Origin of the sequence: Pseudoscardovia suis (genome assembly GCF_002797875.1) — a bacterium.
Classification (GTDB): domain Bacteria; phylum Actinomycetota; class Actinomycetes; order Actinomycetales; family Bifidobacteriaceae; genus Pseudoscardovia; species Pseudoscardovia suis.
On record NZ_PGFC01000003.1, the window covers coordinates 214,604 to 231,741 of the forward strand.

Annotated in this window: 14 protein-coding genes; 1 reads left to right on the forward strand and 13 read right to left on the reverse strand. The window is 59.8% G+C overall.

The features are described from left to right. The 12 genes from CLV65_RS05145 to CLV65_RS05195 form a co-directional block, all read right to left on the reverse strand. Positions 1-1,449 carry an aminotransferase class III-fold pyridoxal phosphate-dependent enzyme gene (locus CLV65_RS05145; protein WP_094690873.1) on the reverse strand — a complete coding sequence of 483 codons (1,449 nt, stop codon included), beginning with the start codon at positions 1,447-1,449 and terminating at the stop codon, positions 1-3. Positions 1,450-1,722: 273 nt separating this feature from the next. Continuing rightward, positions 1,723-2,925: a PucR family transcriptional regulator gene (locus CLV65_RS05150; protein WP_094690874.1), complete on the reverse strand. Its 1,203-nt coding sequence runs from the start codon at positions 2,923-2,925 to the stop codon at positions 1,723-1,725. Positions 2,926-2,958: 33 nt separating this feature from the next. Continuing rightward, positions 2,959-3,678 (reverse strand): sulfite exporter TauE/SafE family protein, encoded by a 720-nt coding sequence (locus CLV65_RS05155; RefSeq protein ID WP_211278400.1) that lies wholly within the window; start codon positions 3,676-3,678, stop codon positions 2,959-2,961. A 241-nt stretch (positions 3,679-3,919) separates the two neighbouring features. Further along, positions 3,920-4,579, reverse strand: a complete 660-nt coding sequence (locus CLV65_RS05160; protein WP_094690875.1) for a methionine ABC transporter permease — start codon at positions 4,577-4,579, stop codon at positions 3,920-3,922. Beyond that, complete coding sequence (locus CLV65_RS05165) at positions 4,576-5,751, reverse strand: methionine ABC transporter ATP-binding protein (RefSeq protein ID WP_094690876.1); 1,176 nt, start codon at positions 5,749-5,751, stop codon at positions 4,576-4,578. The genes CLV65_RS05160 and CLV65_RS05165 overlap by 4 nt, the downstream gene beginning before the upstream one ends. A gap of 109 nt (positions 5,752-5,860) precedes the next feature. Next, complete coding sequence (locus CLV65_RS05170; protein WP_094690877.1) at positions 5,861-6,868, reverse strand: MetQ/NlpA family ABC transporter substrate-binding protein; 1,008 nt, start codon at positions 6,866-6,868, stop codon at positions 5,861-5,863. A gap of 405 nt (positions 6,869-7,273) precedes the next feature. Then, complete coding sequence (locus CLV65_RS05175; RefSeq protein WP_144441858.1) at positions 7,274-7,867, reverse strand: hypothetical protein; 594 nt, start codon at positions 7,865-7,867, stop codon at positions 7,274-7,276. After that, entirely contained in the window at positions 7,857-8,027 is a 171-nt protein-coding gene (locus CLV65_RS08730) for a hypothetical protein (RefSeq protein WP_157847226.1), read from the reverse strand. Before CLV65_RS08730 ends, CLV65_RS05175 begins: the two co-directional genes overlap by 11 nt. Before the next feature lie 460 nt (positions 8,028-8,487). Beyond that, a complete protein-coding gene (locus CLV65_RS05180; protein WP_211278401.1) occupies positions 8,488-9,549 on the reverse strand; it encodes a ketopantoate reductase family protein in 1,062 nt (353 codons plus the stop codon). Positions 9,550-9,636: 87 nt separating this feature from the next. Then, entirely contained in the window at positions 9,637-10,884 is a 1,248-nt protein-coding gene (locus CLV65_RS05185) for a pyridoxal phosphate-dependent aminotransferase (RefSeq protein ID WP_094690879.1), read from the reverse strand. A 326-nt stretch (positions 10,885-11,210) separates the two neighbouring features. Continuing rightward, a complete protein-coding gene (locus CLV65_RS05190; RefSeq protein WP_211278402.1) occupies positions 11,211-13,055 on the reverse strand; it encodes an AMP-dependent synthetase/ligase in 1,845 nt (614 codons plus the stop codon). A gap of 100 nt (positions 13,056-13,155) precedes the next feature. Then, positions 13,156-14,487: a peptidase U32 family protein gene (locus CLV65_RS05195; RefSeq protein WP_094690969.1), complete on the reverse strand. Its 1,332-nt coding sequence runs from the start codon at positions 14,485-14,487 to the stop codon at positions 13,156-13,158. A 377-nt stretch (positions 14,488-14,864) separates the two neighbouring features. Here CLV65_RS05195 and CLV65_RS05200 point away from each other — a divergent pair, with 377 nt between their 5' ends. Further along, the gene (locus CLV65_RS05200) at positions 14,865-16,322 is read left to right on the forward strand and encodes a hypothetical protein (RefSeq protein ID WP_094690880.1); all 1,458 of its coding nucleotides are present in this window, start codon (positions 14,865-14,867) and stop codon (positions 16,320-16,322) included. Positions 16,323-16,379: 57 nt separating this feature from the next. On the opposite strand, the gene CLV65_RS05205 is transcribed toward CLV65_RS05200, so the two are convergent. Next, on the reverse strand, positions 16,380-17,117 hold the full coding sequence (locus CLV65_RS05205; RefSeq protein WP_094690881.1) for an HAD-IA family hydrolase: 738 nt from the start codon (positions 17,115-17,117) through the stop codon (positions 16,380-16,382). Between the last annotated feature and the right edge of the window lie 21 nt (positions 17,118-17,138).

Consider the following 17,138-nt stretch of genomic DNA (forward strand, 5'->3'; position numbering starts at 1 on the left):
TCAGTCGCAGTAGGTCTCGTCAACCCAGGTGAGCACTTCGTCAAGCTTGGGGAGTTCCTCCTCAAGCTGTTGTGCCGTGATGGTGAGCGGCGGGCAGATGTTGATGTTCGATTCACGTCCGAATGTGGCGAATCCACGCTTCATCAACTGCGCCATGATGGATGGCATAACGCTGTGAGCATCGTGATAGGGAGCCATGAGGGTGCGATTCGCCTTGTTCTTGACGATCGTGAGCGCCGAGAACAATCCGATGCATCTGGCCTCGCCCACGCACTTGTGCTTGGCTGCCATCTCTTCGAGGAAGGGCTTGAGGACCGCCTCCATCTGCTTGACGTGGCCGGGAATGTCATGCTCGAGGTAATACGAAACGGCGGCGACTCCGGCGGCGCAGGCAAGCGTGTGACCGGAATATGTCAAGCCGCATTGGAGCACATGGTCGGTGAAGTATTCGCTGATGGCGCGGCTCACGATGACGCCGCCCAACGGCACGTAACCGCAGGTGACGCCCTTGGCGAAGGTGATCATGTCAGGCACCATGTCGAAATTCTGCCAAGCGAACATCGTGCCCGTGCGGGCGAAGCCTGCCATCACCTCGTCGCAGATCAGGAGGATTCCGTACTTGTCGCATAGAGCGCGCACGCCCTCCATGTATCCTTCGGGCGGCAAGATCACGCCATTGGCACCCACGATGCTTTCCATGAGAATCGCGGCGACGGAATCCGGCCCCTCGTATTGCAACTGTTCGTCGAGCCGATGCAGGTATTCCGCAGTTGCTCGAGCATCGTCGACTCCTCGCACATAACCGTCCTCATACATATTGGGGTTCATGAAGTGCACGAAGCCTGGGGCGGAACCTCCAATCTCGGTTGCGAAACGTCGCCAATCCCCCGATGCATTCGACGCACCGATCGTGGAACCGTGGTAGCTGCGGTAACAGCTGAAAATCTTCGGCCTTCCCGTGACCATGCGCGCCATCTTGATGGCGTTTTCATTTGAATCGGCGCCTCCGTTGGTGAAAAACACTCGCTGGAAGTGGTCAGCGCCGGCAATGTCAACGAGCATCTTGGCAAGCCGTGACTTGGGGTCGGTGGCGTATGCCGGCGACATGAAGCACATCACATCCGCCTGGCGCTTGATGGCGTCGGTGATTTGCGGCAGCTCATGGCCAAGGTTGGAGCAGACGAGCAGCGACGACATGTCGGTGTAGCGGTTTCCGGCATAGTCCCAAAAGTAAATGCCTTGTGCATGGCTGATGGCAGTGACCGGCTCGCCCTGCTTGTGCCAGGACTGCATGACGTATTCGCGATGCATGGCTTCAATCTGACTGCCGCTCAACGAAGCATGAGCGGTCTCCACAGCCGATTGTGCTGCGGCTGAATCCGTTGCGTAATCCGCATCCTGATTGATGGGAGCAGAAGCATCGAGCGCGATATCCGTGAGGGTGGTCATGGCAGACCTTTCTGTTTGTACGAATCGCTCGGCAATTGTGATGATGTGTCGAAAAACGGCAAGGCTTCGCCCTGCCTGCCGGCCATTCGGGAAGAAATCATGGGATTGATCCATGCCAGTAATTACGCACGGACCAATGTGTTGTGAAACGAGGAACGGGATGAATCCTTGTGGGATTGTTCCTTCGTGATGCTTTCAGTGTAAGAATCCGCGGACCGCCCGGCAAGGCGCCGAAACCCAAAGCTTGTTGTGCCCCAGCACAAGGCAAAGCCGTCAGGGAGCAGCGGAGCGGCTCCCTTGATATCCCTCATTACCAAGACGCATGCATTGCAATATTTCATCGACCTGCAAACCTATTGAGAGGAATTCACGCACGCTGTATGTGCCGAGGTCCACTCCCAGAACGGTCTCGATTTTGCCCAGCTTGTAGTTGACGGTATTGCGGTGCACGAACATCGATTCGGCGGTTTCCTTGACGCTGCCGTTGAACTTCAGATATGTGCGCAGCGTGTCAACCAAGTCAGAATCATGGGCTTTGTCATAGTTCACCAACGGGGCGATGCTATCGGCATAATAATCGTCAAGAATCGAGACGTCCTCCACCCCGAGCAGTATCTTGTCCACGCCGGATTCGTCATACAACGCAGGGACGGCACCGTTGCCCCGCAGGAATTGCAACCGTTCAAGACGCATGGCCTGGCCACAGCTCTTGCGGATGCATCGCGCGCTCTTCGTCACCTTGCCTACGCCCACGAACACTCGGTCTGTGTCCACTCCCCTTGCACGTGCGGCATTCAGTATCGCCATGACCATGTCACGCACCACGACGGACCCGCATTGCGCGAAAACGATGACGAGCCTGCCATTCAACTCAAGCATGGCGGCCTTCCATCCATTCTGCGCAATGCATAGATCCACCACGCTTTCCAGGCACGATCGTGTCGTCTTGTCATGCGCCTCAAGCGCCGCAACGCAGTAGTTCCATCCCCTGTTAAACCCGCTTTGCTCAAGGTAATCGAGATACATTTCCTCGCGGTCCGGGCATTCGATGGCATTACGCAACGCAGCAGCCAGCTCCATGTTGTGTTTCTCCGACATGGTGATCGCCAGGGAAAACACATGCATGATCTGAGCCATGTGCACACTCCACGGCACACGGAACAACGGCAGGTCATGGTCATTGCAGAAGCGAACCGTCTCTGGACTGATTTGATGAATGTATGGACCGATATTCACCACGAAGCCACTGGCATCGTTGCTATACACGCTTTTGACCAACCCGCACAGGTCCTCCTGCGTTTGCAAACCTATGCCTGTGGCAAAAGCGATCTCTTGCCCTTCCAAAAAATTCGCGATCTCCTGATTCTCAACCATGTGCACCCATCGCACCGGACGCCCCAATCCGTTGCGGCCGGCAATGAGCTCCATGCCATAGTCTTTCACCCGTTCGCACAGGTCACGCAGCAATACAGCCATCCCTCATCCTCTCTTCCTCTCTCCGCTGGAATTTCATATCGCAATGGACGCTCCCGACACCAAGAGCAAGGCATACGACAACCGAAGGAATCCTTGCTGGCTGATGCGCCGAGCGAGCCAGCTGCCCAGTGCGATGGCGAGCGCCAATGCCGGCAATCCCAGTCCGGTGAGCATCAACGCATGGGATGTGACCTGTCCCGAGGCGATCTGAGTGATGAGCAGCACCGAATTGAGGGCGACCCATACACTTGCGACTGTTGCGCGAAATTCATCCTTTCCCGGTATCATCGCCGCCGCATACACCGCAAGAAGGGCTCCGCCGGAGACGAACATCCCATGCATCACGCCTGCGGCAAGCAAAATCAGCACCATGAGAACCTGCGGAAGTCTGCCTTGCACCGGATGCACAAGGTTGATGATGGCTATGAGCATGATCACCACGCCGTAGCACCGTTGCAACGGACGCGCCGGGCACACCGCATATAACGCGTAGCCGGCGACCATGCCCACTGCCATAAAAACGAGAATGCGCGCCAATTCACGCCACTTGATGAACCTCCTGCCGGCAACCGCCAGCCACAGGCACGAAACAAGCGCCATGATTCCAAGCACTACCTTGGCCTCATTCGCGCCAATCAACAGAATGGAAAACGGCATGGCGAGCACCGTTCCGGCGAATCCGGTGATTGCTTGGACCGTATTGGCAACGAACAGCACGACAAGAAACAATGCGTCTCGCACGGTTGCAGGCATTGGCGCCCCTCCTATTCCTATTCCCAGCAATGGTCTTGTGCCATGGCACGAATGTTCGCAAGCATAGGAACGCGCGAATCAGTCCGGGTTTCGACGGCGTTACAAATAAAAACAGCCCGCTCCAGAAAACTGGAACGGGCTGCGAACGCGGCAGTAATAACTCTCTGTGCCTCAGTGCCTCAGCGGAATCGACCGTCAGCACCTCAGCGCCCAAGCATCTCACCGCCTCTGTTCATCAATCTCAGTGCGTCAATGCCTTGGCGCGCCGGTTGCCGAACCATTGGATGACCTGCACGATGACGATGAGGATCACCACGATGACGGCAAGCACACCGGTTTCGTAACGGTTGTAGCCATACTGGATGGCCATGTCACCGATGCCGCCGGCGCCGATGGTGCCGACCATCGCGGAGCTTCCGATGAGCGTGATGACCATGATGACGATGCCACGCACCAGCGAAGGCCTGGCCTGCGGATACACCGCGCCCCACAGGATCTGCGGCACGGTGGCGCCGGTGGAGACGCTCGCCTCGACGATTCCCGGATCTACCTCAGAGAATGAGCTTTCCGAAAGACGGGCGAAATACGGCACCGCCGCGACACTCAACGCAATCGCACCACCGCTCGGGGTGTAAGGATCAGTCAGGAAGAACTGCACGACCGGGATGAGCACGACAAGCAAAATCAGGAACGGCAGGGAGCGAATGGCGTTGACGATGAAGCCCACGATCGCGTTCACCACGCGGTTGGGGCACAGCAGCCTGTTTTCCGTCAAATACAGCAGCACTCCAACGAGTCCGCCGAGCACCACGCCCACGACTGCGGAAATCACCACCATGTACAGCGTCTCCAACAACGCTTGGGGAAGATGGCTTTGAAGAATCTGCCATGTGGACATCAGCGTGCCTCCTCTTTCGTCTGCTCATTTTGTGCCTGCTGCGCTTCTGCCTGTGCCTGCTGGGCCTGCGACTGCTGCGACGAAGCGTTCACACCGCCGACCTGCGCATCGGCGGCTGCATCAATGGCTTGCGTGGTCGTGGCGCCTGCCGCGATCTTCGCACGGTCAAGCACATGGAATTCCAACACTTTGGACTTCAGATCCGCCAGCGCCTGCCGAACCGCGCCATCCTCACCGGAAATCAGCACGATGAGCACGCCGATCGGACGCGTGCCGAAGTATTCCACATTGCCGTGCAGCACGTTGATGCTCACGCCGCGGCGCACCGCCACGTCGCTGATCAGCGGTTCGAGCGCGTCATCGCCGCGATAGGTCAGCTGCACGAGCTCGCCCGCCGGCAAGGATTCAATGAGCTGCGGCGGCAGGGAAATGCCCAGGAAGCGTCCCACGAGCGACTTCGTAGTGGGGTGCTTCGGCGCGCTGAACACGTCGAAGGTCTCGCCCTGCTCCACGATGACGCCCTGCTCCATCACTGCCACATGGTCGAACACCTGCTTGGCGACTTCCAGCTGGTGGGTGATGAACACGATGGTGATCTTGAGTTCGCGGTTGATGCGCTTGAGCAGCGCGAGGATATCCTCGGTGGTCTCAAGGTCGAGTGCGCTCGTCGCCTCGTCGCACAGCAAGATCTTGGGCTCGTTGGCGAGCGCGCGTGCGATGGCGACGCGCTGCTTCTGCCCGCCCGACAGCCCGGAGGGATAGCTGTCCACCCTGTCTTCGAGCCCGACGAGCCGCAGCAGTTCGACGGTGCGGTCGTGCCATTGGTCGCGTTTCCATCCACCGGCCTTGAGCGCGAACTGGATGTTCTGGCCTACGGTAAGGTTGCCCACGAGGTTGAAGCTTTGGAACACGAAGCCGATTTTGCGTCGCAGTTCGCGCAGCTTGGCGCCCGTCGCCTGCGTCACATCCTCGCCGTCAATCAGCACATGGCCTTGGGTGGGGCGTTCCAGCAAGTTGATTGTGCGTACGAGCGTGCTTTTGCCAGCGCCGGAGTATCCGACGATGCCGAAGATCTCTCCGTCGAGCGCCAGGAGGTTCACTCCTTTGACGGCTTCGACGGTTTTGCCGCCTTCGTGGAACGTGACGTGGATGTCACGCAATTCAATGGTGCTCATTGTTCCTCCTGTCAGGGAACGTTGTCAGAGAAACAACGCCGGCCAGCGGTTTCCCACGGCCGGCGTAAGAATCAGGTGGATGATGCGGCGAACCTATCGTCCGTCACTCTCATTTGGACGAGGAGCTGGATTCCTTGTCTTCCGAAGAAGAAGCAGACTCCGTTGCGGAAGCGGATGCGCTGGAGCTTGCGGACTCCGTGGCGGATGCGCTCGAGGAGGAATCGCTCGACGCGTCGTCACCCCATGCGGAGGGCTTGCCGAAGCTGGCGAAGCGGCTGTTGGCGATGGCGTCCTTGAACTCCTGGCTGACGAGCAGGTCCTTGACCTTGGTGGCGAAATCGGTGTTCACGTCGCTGGTGCGCACCACGAACACTTCCATCACGCCTTCGGTCTGGTCTTCAAGGGCGAGCGCGGATTCCGGATCGAGGTTGGCGTCCCACGCGTAGTTGCCAGGAACGAGGCTGAAGTCCACGGTGTCGAGCGAACGGGCGAGCTGTGCGGCGTCCATGGTCTTGATCTGCAGGTTCTTGGGGTTGCTGGTGATGTCATCCACCGTTGCCTTCGTAGCGTCGGTGTCACCGCTGAGCTCCACGAGGCCCGCTTGGCGCAGCACGTCGAGCGAACGGGCGAGGTTCGAAGCGTCGGACGAAACGGAGACGGTGGCGCCGTCAGGGATTTCGTCAACGGACTTGTACTTGTTGGAGTAAATGCCCAGGCCGAGCGTCGGGGTCTGGCCCAGGGACGTCAGGTCGAGGTTGTTGTCGGAGGTGAACTTCTTCAGATAGTTGCCATGCTGGAACAGGTTGGCGTCGATGCTGCCGGATGCGAGCGCCTTGTTGGGCTGCACGTAATCGGTGAATTCCTGGGTCGTCAGCTCATAGCCCTTGTCCTTGAGGAGCGGGGCGATGACTTCCTTGACCATGTCGCCGTAAGGTCCAGGGCACACGCCGACGGTGATCTGCGTGGTGGAGCTGCCGTCCGCCTTCTGCAGCTTGTCGGAGGCGTTGGCCTTCGAGCCGCATGCCGCGAACGAACCGAGAAGCGTTGCCGCTGCGAGAACCGCGGCAAGCGTCCTGCCTGCCTTCGAGGACCTGATCGTGGAAAATGAGAGGGCCATTCTTTTCTCCTACTTGTCTGTGTCTTTCCGGGTGTTTCGAAATCCGTGGCCGACGCCAGTGCCGCTACCGTGGCATCAGCATTCTCAACCGGCGTGCACACCCCTGTGATTGACTGTGCGTTTCTTCTGATGACTCACCATGCTGTTGTGAGGTGATGTTTTTTACAGTATCGATGTGCCATATGCCACACGCGCCGGTTGTTATCGGGGTTGCTTATTGCGCCCTCAAGCCGCTATCAGATGGGCTTATCGCGCGTTATCAGCCAGATTGCCAACGCGTCAAACCGCTACCAAGCGAAGAGCAAGTTCCGTAAAAACTCGGCTCTGCTGCCCTCCCCAGTAGCAGCGTCACCAGCGGCTTCGGCCCAGCATGGTCTGGCTGCTGCCCTTCCGCCGTGGCGTCTGTCAGCTCCAGTTCATGAACGTAGAGTCGTTTTTGAGCTGCGAAGCGGTCTTGCACTGCATGTATTGCACCGCCTCGGCATTGCTCTTGTCCGCCCCATACCTGGAAGAAAATCCCATGAATGCGATCAGCTCGTCCCCATACCACTGAGGCGCGGTATCGCGATCCAGCGTTGCCGCCACGGACCTGTACTGATCGAGACTTGTCTCATCGAAGCGCGGCAGACCGTACCGCTCCCTCAAATACGAGATGATCTGCTGATCGCCTTCAAAATTAGCGAGTGCCGTAGCGGGATCGTCATAGGTCGCCTGCAACGCATGCGCCTGCCCATCAAGGTCAACCGCAACTTTCACCGAATACGAGCCCCATGAATCCTTGCCGCTTTGCTGCAACGCCGCAGGAACATCCACAAACGACGGCGTCACCTTCTCGCACCACTGCCGGTATCCTGCAGCGGCACCGGCGATGCCACCCACCAGCACCAGTGCAATCACAGCCGCCAGCGCAATCCACGCCACACCGTTGCGCTTCACGCGCTGTGCGCCATGCGACTTCACTGATGCTTCCGTCTCAGTCTCCTTGGTATCAGTCATCATTACTCCCTGATTCTTCAACGGAGATCTTTAACAAATCTCCAATAAAGATTTCCCATAAATGCCATGCCCCCAATAAAAATCCCTTTTCATTGTGGAGCCCAATCCCTGTGAATTTTACCAGTGCCAGGCCAAAACCACACACGGCTTTGAAAGTTTCCAACGTCCCTCGTCTGCATGTCTGGCGTTGAATTTCCTTGCAAATACAGGGAAACAGTCAGCTGTGCCCACAGTAATAGACGCTCCTCTCACTATAAATCTTCACAATATCTCCCAATTTGTTCGGGTGTAGGAGCTGTCCGTGTCTGGAGGCTACAAAGTCGACGTGGTTCTTTACAACGAAGACTCATCGTTGAACACAAAACAACCACCGTGACAACCAGCGCAGAAACAAGCGGTCCCGCACCCCAGCTCGGGGATGCGGGACCAACGCGCTCGGGCACACGCGCGCTCGGGCACACGCGCGCTCGGGACACATGACGGCACACAAGGATTCTGCAGCGCCATGCCACAAGCCCTTCCATCAATGGACGGGGCTGGAGAATCCCGCCATCATGCCCTCGCCATCATGCCCTCGCCATCATGCCCTCGCCATCATGCTCTTCGGCAAGCACACGGTCATGTTACTGTGCTTTCACCGGCAGCGGCTGCACGGCAGCGACAGCTTCCGCTTCTTTCTTCGCGGCGGCGGCAAGCTCAGGATTGTGGATGGCGAAGGCATGCTCAGCCAAATGCAGTTCCTGAGTCACGAACTCATGAAGCTTGCACACATAACCGTGCTCGCGGCCCAGCTTGGCGATATAACCGTTGATGTAATCCACCTCGGTGGGGCGGCCGGTGGTGAGGTCCTGATACATGGACGGATGGTGCAGCGGATGTGCCACGCCTGCGGTGTGCAAAATCGTGGCGACTTCGCTCTCACGCGTGCCCAGCAGCGGGATGCCCGCCTTCTCGGCGGCTGTGTAGGCTTCGTCCACCAGGCTTTCGGTGAGCCACTTGGCGGCCGGATGCTCAGCGAACTCGCCGAAGCGGATCTGGTACATCGTGCACAGCGTGTTGAGCACGGAGTTGAACACGACCTTCGCCAGGCACATGCCGGCGAAGTTGTCCACGATCGTGGGGTTGAGTGTGGCGGCGGTGAAATCGGCAAAAATCTGCTTCTCCACCTCCGGCGCGCCCTCGGCGCCGCGTGCAGCGATCTGCGGGTCGTATGCACACAGGTTCATCGCCTTGGCTGTGGCGCCGCCGGTGAAATTGATGTCGCCGGGACCGAACACCACGGCGCCGATGAGCGCGGTGCCGCCGTAAATGTGGTCGGCCGGGAAGTACTGGTTGAGCTTTTCGAAGTGACCGTATCCGTTCATTGCCGAGAAGACGACCTGATGGTCGCGGAACAGGTGGGCGCAGCGGCGCAGGATCACGTCCAGCTGCACCTGCTTGACGAACACGATCCACACGTCCGGGTCGCCCGTGTATTCCTCAGGCGTGAAAATATTGGTCTTGACGAAGTGGCGGTCCTTCTCGTCCTGCGACACATAGAAACCGCCCTGCTTACGCACTGTAGTGACATTCGCGCCCCACGTGTCGATGAAATCCACATGCTTGCCGGCGAACTCCTGCAGCAGCACGCCGAACTGCGTGCCCATGCCACCTGCACCGATGACCGCATACTTCAAATCTGCCATGACGAATCCTTTCCGTCGAATGTGATTACTGTGATTTTTCTGTAACGATTGCTGTAACGATTGCTCTTAGGCGCCGAAACCGATGTTTCACCAGGCGTTGCCACGGGCGGCGGCGATCCTGCGCGCCGCCTCGGCAAGCGTCGTTGCGGGCTCGAGCAGGCTCAGGCGCACGAATCCGGCGCCGGTAGGTCCGAAATCAGAGCCGGGGATTACCGCGACGTTCGCCTTGTCGAGCAGCCAGACGGCGAAATCCTCATCGTTCCAGCCGTGAGGCACCGCAAGCCATGCGAACAAACCGCCATGGGCTGTCGCCAGACGAAGCCCCGCCTGCGCCAATCCGTCGCGCAGCGCGTGATAGCGGTCACGGTAGCGCACAGCGAGCGTGCGCACGGTGGACTGATCGGAATTGAGCCCTGCCGCGCCAGCCACCTGCACGATGGACGACATGAGGATGCTCGTTTGCTGATGCACGGATTTGATTGCTGCGAGCAACTGTGCGTTGCCCGCCACGAATCCGCCGCGCCAACCGGCGACCATGTACATCTTCGACAGCGATCCCAGCTCGATGCTCACATCGATTGCACCAGGTGTCTCCAGCAGGCTGATGGGCGGCTGTTCGTCGAAACCGATGCCGGCGTAGGCGAAGTCGTTGAGAATCACGAAATGATGTTCGTGGGCCAGGCGCACGGCGTTGGCGAAGAATTCAGGCGTCGCCACAGCGCCGGTGGGGTTGTTGGGATAGTTGAGGATGAGCAGCTTCGCCTCGTCCCATACGGCGCCCGGCACGGCGTCGAGATCAGGCAGGAATCCGTGCTTTTCATCGGTCGGCACCACGTGGACGCGTCCCTGCACCACCGCCGTCGAGCCTTCGTACTGCGGATAATAGGGGCCCACGAGCACCACCAGGTCGTCTTTGTTGATGAGCGCTTGGATCGCCACCGAGATTCCCACGGAGGCTCCGGCGACTGCAAGCAGCTGCGTCTTGGGGTCGATGTGCACGCCGTGCTGGCTGCGATACCACGAAGAGATGGCAGACAGGTATTCCGGCTTGCCGTCGAACGGCGAATACTTGAAGTTGATGGATTCGCGTGCCGCCTTGGCGACGGCATCCTGCATGAACTGCGGCGGTTCACCATCCGGGTTGCCCTTGGCGAGGTTGATGACCGGCTTGCCGTTCGCCACCGCTGCCGCGACGCGGGCATCCGCCTTGGCGAATGGGTTTGCCGGGATGGCGGCGACGCGATCTGCAAGCAGGTCGCCCAAATCCGTGCCGTGTCCGCGTGTCTCTTGAGATTGCGACGCCTTCGCCGTTGCTGCCTGTGCCACTGCCGTCATGCATGTCCTCCGTTCTCCGCTCCCCTGCATACCCCGGGGCATCCGAAGGACTCCTGGGGATTCAAGGCTTTCCTTGCGATCTGGAAGACACGATAGGCATGGTGGCGATCCCCCGCACCGCCGTGCCTATATGTATTACTTATGCCGCGCCATCACAGCCGCAACGCAGCCAAGCCGCCATGGATTCATCAGCGCAGCCTCGTCATCGAAACCGCACAGCAACAACAATGGCGGCGCCGTGTGATTCACGACGCCGCCATCAGTTAGCTTCAATCCCTGTGCAGTTGCTTGTGTGCAGTTGCTTGTGTGCGGTTACTTGTGTGCGGTTACTTGTTTTTGCGCGGCACGTAGATGTCCGTGTCGATGAGCTTGCGGTAATGCTCCACGATGACGCTGCGGCGGGCCTTGAGGCTCGGGGTGAGCATCTCGTTGTCCACGCTCCACACGTCGGGCACGATTCGGAACTCACGAATGGATTCAGCACGGGAGACCTGGCTGTTCGCCGCATCCACGAGGCGCTCCACCTCCGCATGCACCGCGGGGTTCGCGGCGGCCTCCTCCAGATTCGCCACGGGTTCGCCGCCTTGGGTGGCGAGCCAATCGTTGACACCGGCAAGGTCGAGCGTCACCAGCGCCGCAACGAACGGCTTGCCGTCGCCGATGACGAGGCACTGATCGACGATCTCGCTCTTCATCACGGCGGCTTCGAGCTCACCGGGCGACACGTTCTTGCCACCGGCGGTGATGATGATGTCTTTCTTGCGGCCTTTGAGCTGGATGAAACCCTCGTCGTCGATGTCACCCAGGTCACCGGTATGCAGCCATCCGTCGGTGATCTGCTGCTCAGTGAGTTCCGGATGGTTGTGGTATCCGCGGCACACGGAGGGACTCTTGATGAGCACTTCGCCATAATCGGCGCCCGGCTCACGCTTGGCGATGCCGAACGTGATGCCATTGAGCGGCAGACCGATCGTGCCGATCTTGTAGCCGTGGAACGGATTGACAGAGCAGGGAGCGGTGGTTTCCGTCATGCCATAGCCTTCGAGCAGCGGCATGCCGATGCCGTTGAAGAAGTGCGACAGGTCGGGTGCGATGGCGGCGCCGCCGGAGATGGCGCGTCCCGCTCGGCCTCCGAACACGTCGATGATCTTGCTATACACGGCCTTCTTGTAGAAGTTGTAGCGGAGGCGCTCGCCCAGCGGCAGCTGCTTGCCGGCCTGCTGCGCGCGGCTCCAGTCGCGGGCGGTGATGGCGGCACGATTGAACAGGCGTCCCTTGAAGCCGGTGCCGGCCCGCTGCGATGCCGCGTTGTACACTTTCTCGAACACGCGCGGCACGGCGAGGATCAGCGTGGGCTTGAATTCCTGGAAGTCCTTGATGATTGTCTTGAAATTGGATCCCAGGCCAAGCTTCACAGTGCCTGCGAGGCAGATGAACTGCATGTATCGGGCGAACACGTGAGCCAGCGGCAGGAACAGCCACATGGCCTGGTCCTCGCCCAGCGTGAACTCAGGCATGTATTGGAATCCCGAATACACGGTGAACACGAAGTTCGCATGCGTCAGCTCAATGCCCTTGGGCGTGCCGGTGGAACCGGATGTGTAGACGATTGTGGCGAGCACGTCGCCATGCGTGGCGGCGCGGCGTTCCTCGAACTCTGCGTCCGACACCCCTTCGCCCAGTTCCTCGATGGCGTCGATCGCGCCGGTCTGCAACACGTAGATGTCGCGCAGCGTGGGGCATTCGTCCTTGACGGTCATGACCTTGTCACGCTGTGCATCCGTGCCGCAGATCATGCACTTGACGGTCGAATCGTTGCAGATCATCTTGATCTGCGCCGCTGAATTCGTCTCGTAGATCGGCACGACGACGCATCCGATGGACAGCGTGGCGAAATCAAGCGCCGTCCACTGCCAGCTCGTGCTGGCGAGAATGGCGATGGAATCGCCGGGCATGAAACCCTTGGCGATGAGTCCCTTGGCGAGTGCCACGACTTCGGCTCGAAATGCGGTGCCGGTAAAACCCTGCCACTGACCGCTGTCGTCACGGTAGCGGATGATCTCTTCATCCGGCGTGCGCTTGGCGCGGTCGTCTAGCAAATCGAAGATGTTTTTGTCGGCGTCTATCGGCTTGAGCAGCTTCGTCGTTGTCTGCTTCACGATGTCAACCATGGCGCTTCCTTCCTTGGATTACCTGTGCGTAGGTTACTGCTGTGTCAAATTATAGTGACGCAACGCACCCTCGGCTTGCCAAGGAAGTCCCATGGTTCTTTCATTCCGCTTTCAGCGTAGGCTTGAGCGCCCTCGTGCGCATGGCGGCGCCCGGAACCACCGGCTGCTCGCACGGCAGGGAGAACACGTGCGTGGGGTTGTTGGCAGCGTCCGCATGCATGCCGTCAGCGTCGCGAATGTCGTCTGCGACGGTGAGCTGCATGGGCGGCACGCCGGGTTGGAGGATTTCGATGGACTGGCCGGGCACGATCTTGTTGCGTCCGATGAACGTCACACGTCCGTCACGCCACCCCAATACGTCTCCCACCACAATCCAATCGCGGTAGTATCCGCCGCGGTCCACGTTCTGGCCGGCGGGCACATCGTGATACCAAAATCCCGTGCAATAGTCACGATGCGAGACTTTGTATGGCTCGTCGAGCAACCATGAGGATGGCGTGAATTCCTTGGGATCCGCCTGCTCGCCTGCCTCGATGCGTTCGTCGCGCCATGCCAGGTACTCGTCCACCGCGCACTTGTAGGCGTTCGTCATGGCGGCGACATAGTAGGCGCTCTTGGCACGGCCTTCGATCTTGAGGCTTGTGGCGCCCGCCTCGATGACCTCGCCGATGTGAGGCAGCATGTTCATGTCTTGGGAATTGAAGACGTAGGAGCCGCCTTCGGTCTCCTCCACCGGGAAGTACTGCCCTGGGCGCTTCTCTTCCACCACCGAGTAACGCCAACGGCAAGGCTGGGCGCATTCGCCGTGGTTGCCGGAACGGCCGGTGAGGAAGTTCGAGATAAGGCAGCGTCCGGAAAACGCCATGCACATCGAACCATGCACGAAGCATTCGATGTCAAGGTCGTCGGGCGTGTGTGCGCGGATTTGCGCCACGTCCTCCAACGCAAGCTCACGGGCGAGCACGACGCGCTTGGCACCCAAGTCGCGCAACGTCGCGGCGGCGAGGTAATTGGTGACGCCCGCCTGTGTGGAAATGTGAATCTCCAGACGGGGCGCGACCTGACGCGCCATCATCATGACGCCGATGTCGGTCACGATCACTGCGTCCACTCCCACACGGTCCAGCTGCCCCAAGTATTCGCGGATTCCTTCGACTTCGGGATTCGTGGGCAGAATGTTGCACGTCACATAGATGCGCGCCCCGCGTTCATGCGCATATTCGGCGGCCTCATGCAGCTCATCGAGCGTGAAATTGCGCGGCGCCGACCTCATGCCGAACATCTTTCCCGAGCAATACACCGCGTCGGCGCCGAAATCCACCGCAGCCTTGAACGCCGTCATGTTGCCTGCCGGCGCAAGGACTTCCGGCCTGCGACGGCGCGCGATGATCGGTTTGGAGGTTTCGCTCGAATAGCTTGTGGTGGCGTTCATCTCCACGCTCATGGTTTCCTTCTGGTAGTATTTATGAACAAAAAGGGCATAGGGACAATGCACGTCTGTGCAGTGAGACAGGCATCCAGTGGCACAAGCGTCCAGCAGCACTGACACCAAGCAACATGGACGTCCAGCAGCACAGGCGTTCAGCGTAACGGACTGTCCCCGGTCACGGGCGATTCGCCGCTACCAAAGGATCAACCTTATCGGAGAATCAACCTCACTGACGAATCAGTGCTACCGATGAATCAGTGTTATCGACGAATCAACGTTACCGACGAATCACAGTGGATTCGCACGGAACAGGCATTGGCACCGCCCCCAGAGTAGCACTGCCAGCCGCCGCCCATCGGCCGGCGGAGGAAGGAGATCCCATGAAAAACTCAACAATCGCGCGACCTGATGCACAGCGCCCCCAAAAAAGCGTCATGAAAGCCGAGAGTAAAGACACCAAGCCGCGACGCGGCATGGGACGTGCCATTGCCGCGGGTGTGGTGACATGCCTGGCGCTGGTGGCAGGCATCGCCTGGGGATGGTTCAACCGTGGGGTAACGGTCATCTCGAGCATCGATCTGGACCGCACTGTGGGCGTGGCGTACTTCGCCCCACAACGCAATTCCTTCCTGCCGTGGGAAAACACCGGGATCCTCGCATTCGTCTACGACGATGGCAGCTATCACATGGTAGAGGCGGATGCCCTCAACGGAGCGCAACCGCTGTGGACTGACGAGGGGCTCATCGTCCCCGGCGATCATCACACGCGGCTCATCACCGCACCGAACGGGCATACTCGTGCTGACTCGCAGAATGCTCCCGACGGAGCCGCCGTTCTCGACATGGTTGCGTCGTTGGAACTGTCCAACGGCCATTTCGAAGCATATTCGTCGGGCGATGGAAACGTGGCGATGTCGCTCACCTCATCGCATGGCACAGCAACGGCAAACGCCAGGATTCCGCAGGCGTCCGGCACGCTCACCAGCGGCAATCCGAGCGCCGTGCACCAACTTGGCTACGCCGCATGCGGCGATGACGTCTATGCGCTCATCCATGAAACCCCTGCGACACGCAGCACCGGCACGGCGGGCATCAGCACATTGCTTCATGTTGCATCGAACGGCTCGTTGCTTGATTCCCACGGCACGGCCATGCAATCGGCGGACACGGCGCACAGCGATATCTCCGACGTCACGATAGGCGAATCTGTCATGACCGATGCCGGAGCGCCCTCCGCCCCGACGGCACTGGCATCCACAGCGGCATGCAACGCCGGAGTGTTCTCCATCATCACGGTGAACTCCGCCAACGACGGCTCTGACTCGGGCAACACCGCACTATCGCTCAGCTCGTGGGACACCACGACCGGCCGCCATAGCGTGAAGGCGCTGCACGGCACTGATGGCGGCATCTTCACGCTTGCAAATGCGGATCTGACGCCGGCCACCGCTGCCGGCGGCAGCATCGCACATGACGGTGCAATCTACTGGTTCACGGCATCCCGCACGCTCAACCGCACCAGCCTCTCGGACGGTGTCACACGCACGATCAGCGACGCGCACTCCCAGGGCGCCACCAACGCTAACCCTGCCGTGGCCGCGTGGTTCAGCACGGACCTGGCAACGGTCTTCTCTGCCGGTGCATCCGCGACGTCGGACGATTCCCGCGCATCCCAAGGGGATGCCGAGCTGATCGCGGTGGACACATCCAACGGCAACACCGTGGGCTCACTTCGCGTGCAAGGCCTGTGCACACGCGTGAAACAATTCAGCCAAACCATGGTGTTGCAAGGTTTCGCAGCGAATCCTTCGTACCGTTGGCCGACGCCCACCAACTGACGCGCTGACCGGCTGGTGCGCACACCAGCCGACATACACCAGCCGACGCACCGACGCTCACACACCGATTCCGCCGGCGCGCAGGAAGTCTCTGGCATCCTGCGCGCCGGCGAAAACATGCGCCCGGATTCCCACAGCCCGTGCACCTGCCACGTTCACCGGCTTGTCATCGAAAAACGCCGTGGTGCCGACAGTCAATCCAAAACGCGCCACAGCGAGGCGATAAATCGCCTCATCGGGCTTCACCAGCTTCTCCCGCCCCGAAACAATCACACCGCGCAATGGCTCCATGCCTGGCAGACCAAGCGGAACGGCGACATCCTCGTCGGACCAGTTCGTAAGTCCCCACACGCCAATCCCCTGCTGCGCAAGGTCAGCGAGCAACGCCGCCATGCCTGGCATCATCGCCGGCACAGTGGCGGCGAATGCGTCGAGGTACCGCCGGTACATGCCACGCAACGGCAGGCTGCCATGCGCCACGGCAGTGCCCATCTGAGACACGTCGCTATGCGCCATGTCGTAGCGCACGCAGACCTCGGCATTGGGCATGCCTGCATCACGCAGATCGTCAAGCGCCCAGAAACCTTCGGGATCGCCCCGGTCGAAGAAGCGCTGCACCGCCGCGGCACCAGGCTTGCCTTCGTCCACAGCCTCGTCCAGCGCCTCCTGGCTGTCGTATCCGAATGCGAGCCATGGACGCCAGTCCACGAGCACACCAGCGAAATCAAACAGCACGTCCGTTATCGCCGCCGGGGAATCATTGCCAGACACGTGCTGCGCACGACCAGAATCCATGAGCACTCCTTGTCCTCCTTA

Excerpts from the sequence above, each read along its gene's own strand:
- CLV65_RS05155 (WP_211278400.1), bottom strand. The coding sequence starts at position 3,678 with ATGCCTGCAACCGTGCGAGACGCATTGTTTCTTGTCGTGCTGTTCGTT.
- CLV65_RS05185 (WP_094690879.1), bottom strand. The coding sequence starts at position 10,884 with ATGACGGCAGTGGCACAGGCAGCAACGGCGAAGGCGTCGCAATCTCAA.
- CLV65_RS05205 (WP_094690881.1), bottom strand. The coding sequence starts at position 17,117 with ATGGATTCTGGTCGTGCGCAGCACGTGTCTGGCAATGATTCCCCGGCG.
- CLV65_RS05165 (WP_094690876.1), bottom strand. The coding sequence starts at position 5,751 with ATGAGCACCATTGAATTGCGTGACATCCACGTCACGTTCCACGAAGGC.
- CLV65_RS05195 (WP_094690969.1), bottom strand. The coding sequence starts at position 14,487 with ATGAACGCCACCACAAGCTATTCGAGCGAAACCTCCAAACCGATCATC.
- CLV65_RS05175 (WP_144441858.1), bottom strand. The coding sequence starts at position 7,867 with ATGATGACTGATACCAAGGAGACTGAGACGGAAGCATCAGTGAAGTCG.
- CLV65_RS05190 (WP_211278402.1), bottom strand. The coding sequence starts at position 13,055 with ATGGTTGACATCGTGAAGCAGACAACGACGAAGCTGCTCAAGCCGATA.
- CLV65_RS05150 (WP_094690874.1), bottom strand. The coding sequence starts at position 2,925 with ATGGCTGTATTGCTGCGTGACCTGTGCGAACGGGTGAAAGACTATGGC.
- CLV65_RS05200 (WP_094690880.1), top strand. The coding sequence starts at position 14,865 with ATGAAAAACTCAACAATCGCGCGACCTGATGCACAGCGCCCCCAAAAA.
- CLV65_RS05170 (WP_094690877.1), bottom strand. The coding sequence starts at position 6,868 with ATGGCCCTCTCATTTTCCACGATCAGGTCCTCGAAGGCAGGCAGGACG.
- CLV65_RS05180 (WP_211278401.1), bottom strand. The coding sequence starts at position 9,549 with ATGGCAGATTTGAAGTATGCGGTCATCGGTGCAGGTGGCATGGGCACG.
- CLV65_RS05145 (WP_094690873.1), bottom strand. The coding sequence starts at position 1,449 with ATGACCACCCTCACGGATATCGCGCTCGATGCTTCTGCTCCCATCAAT.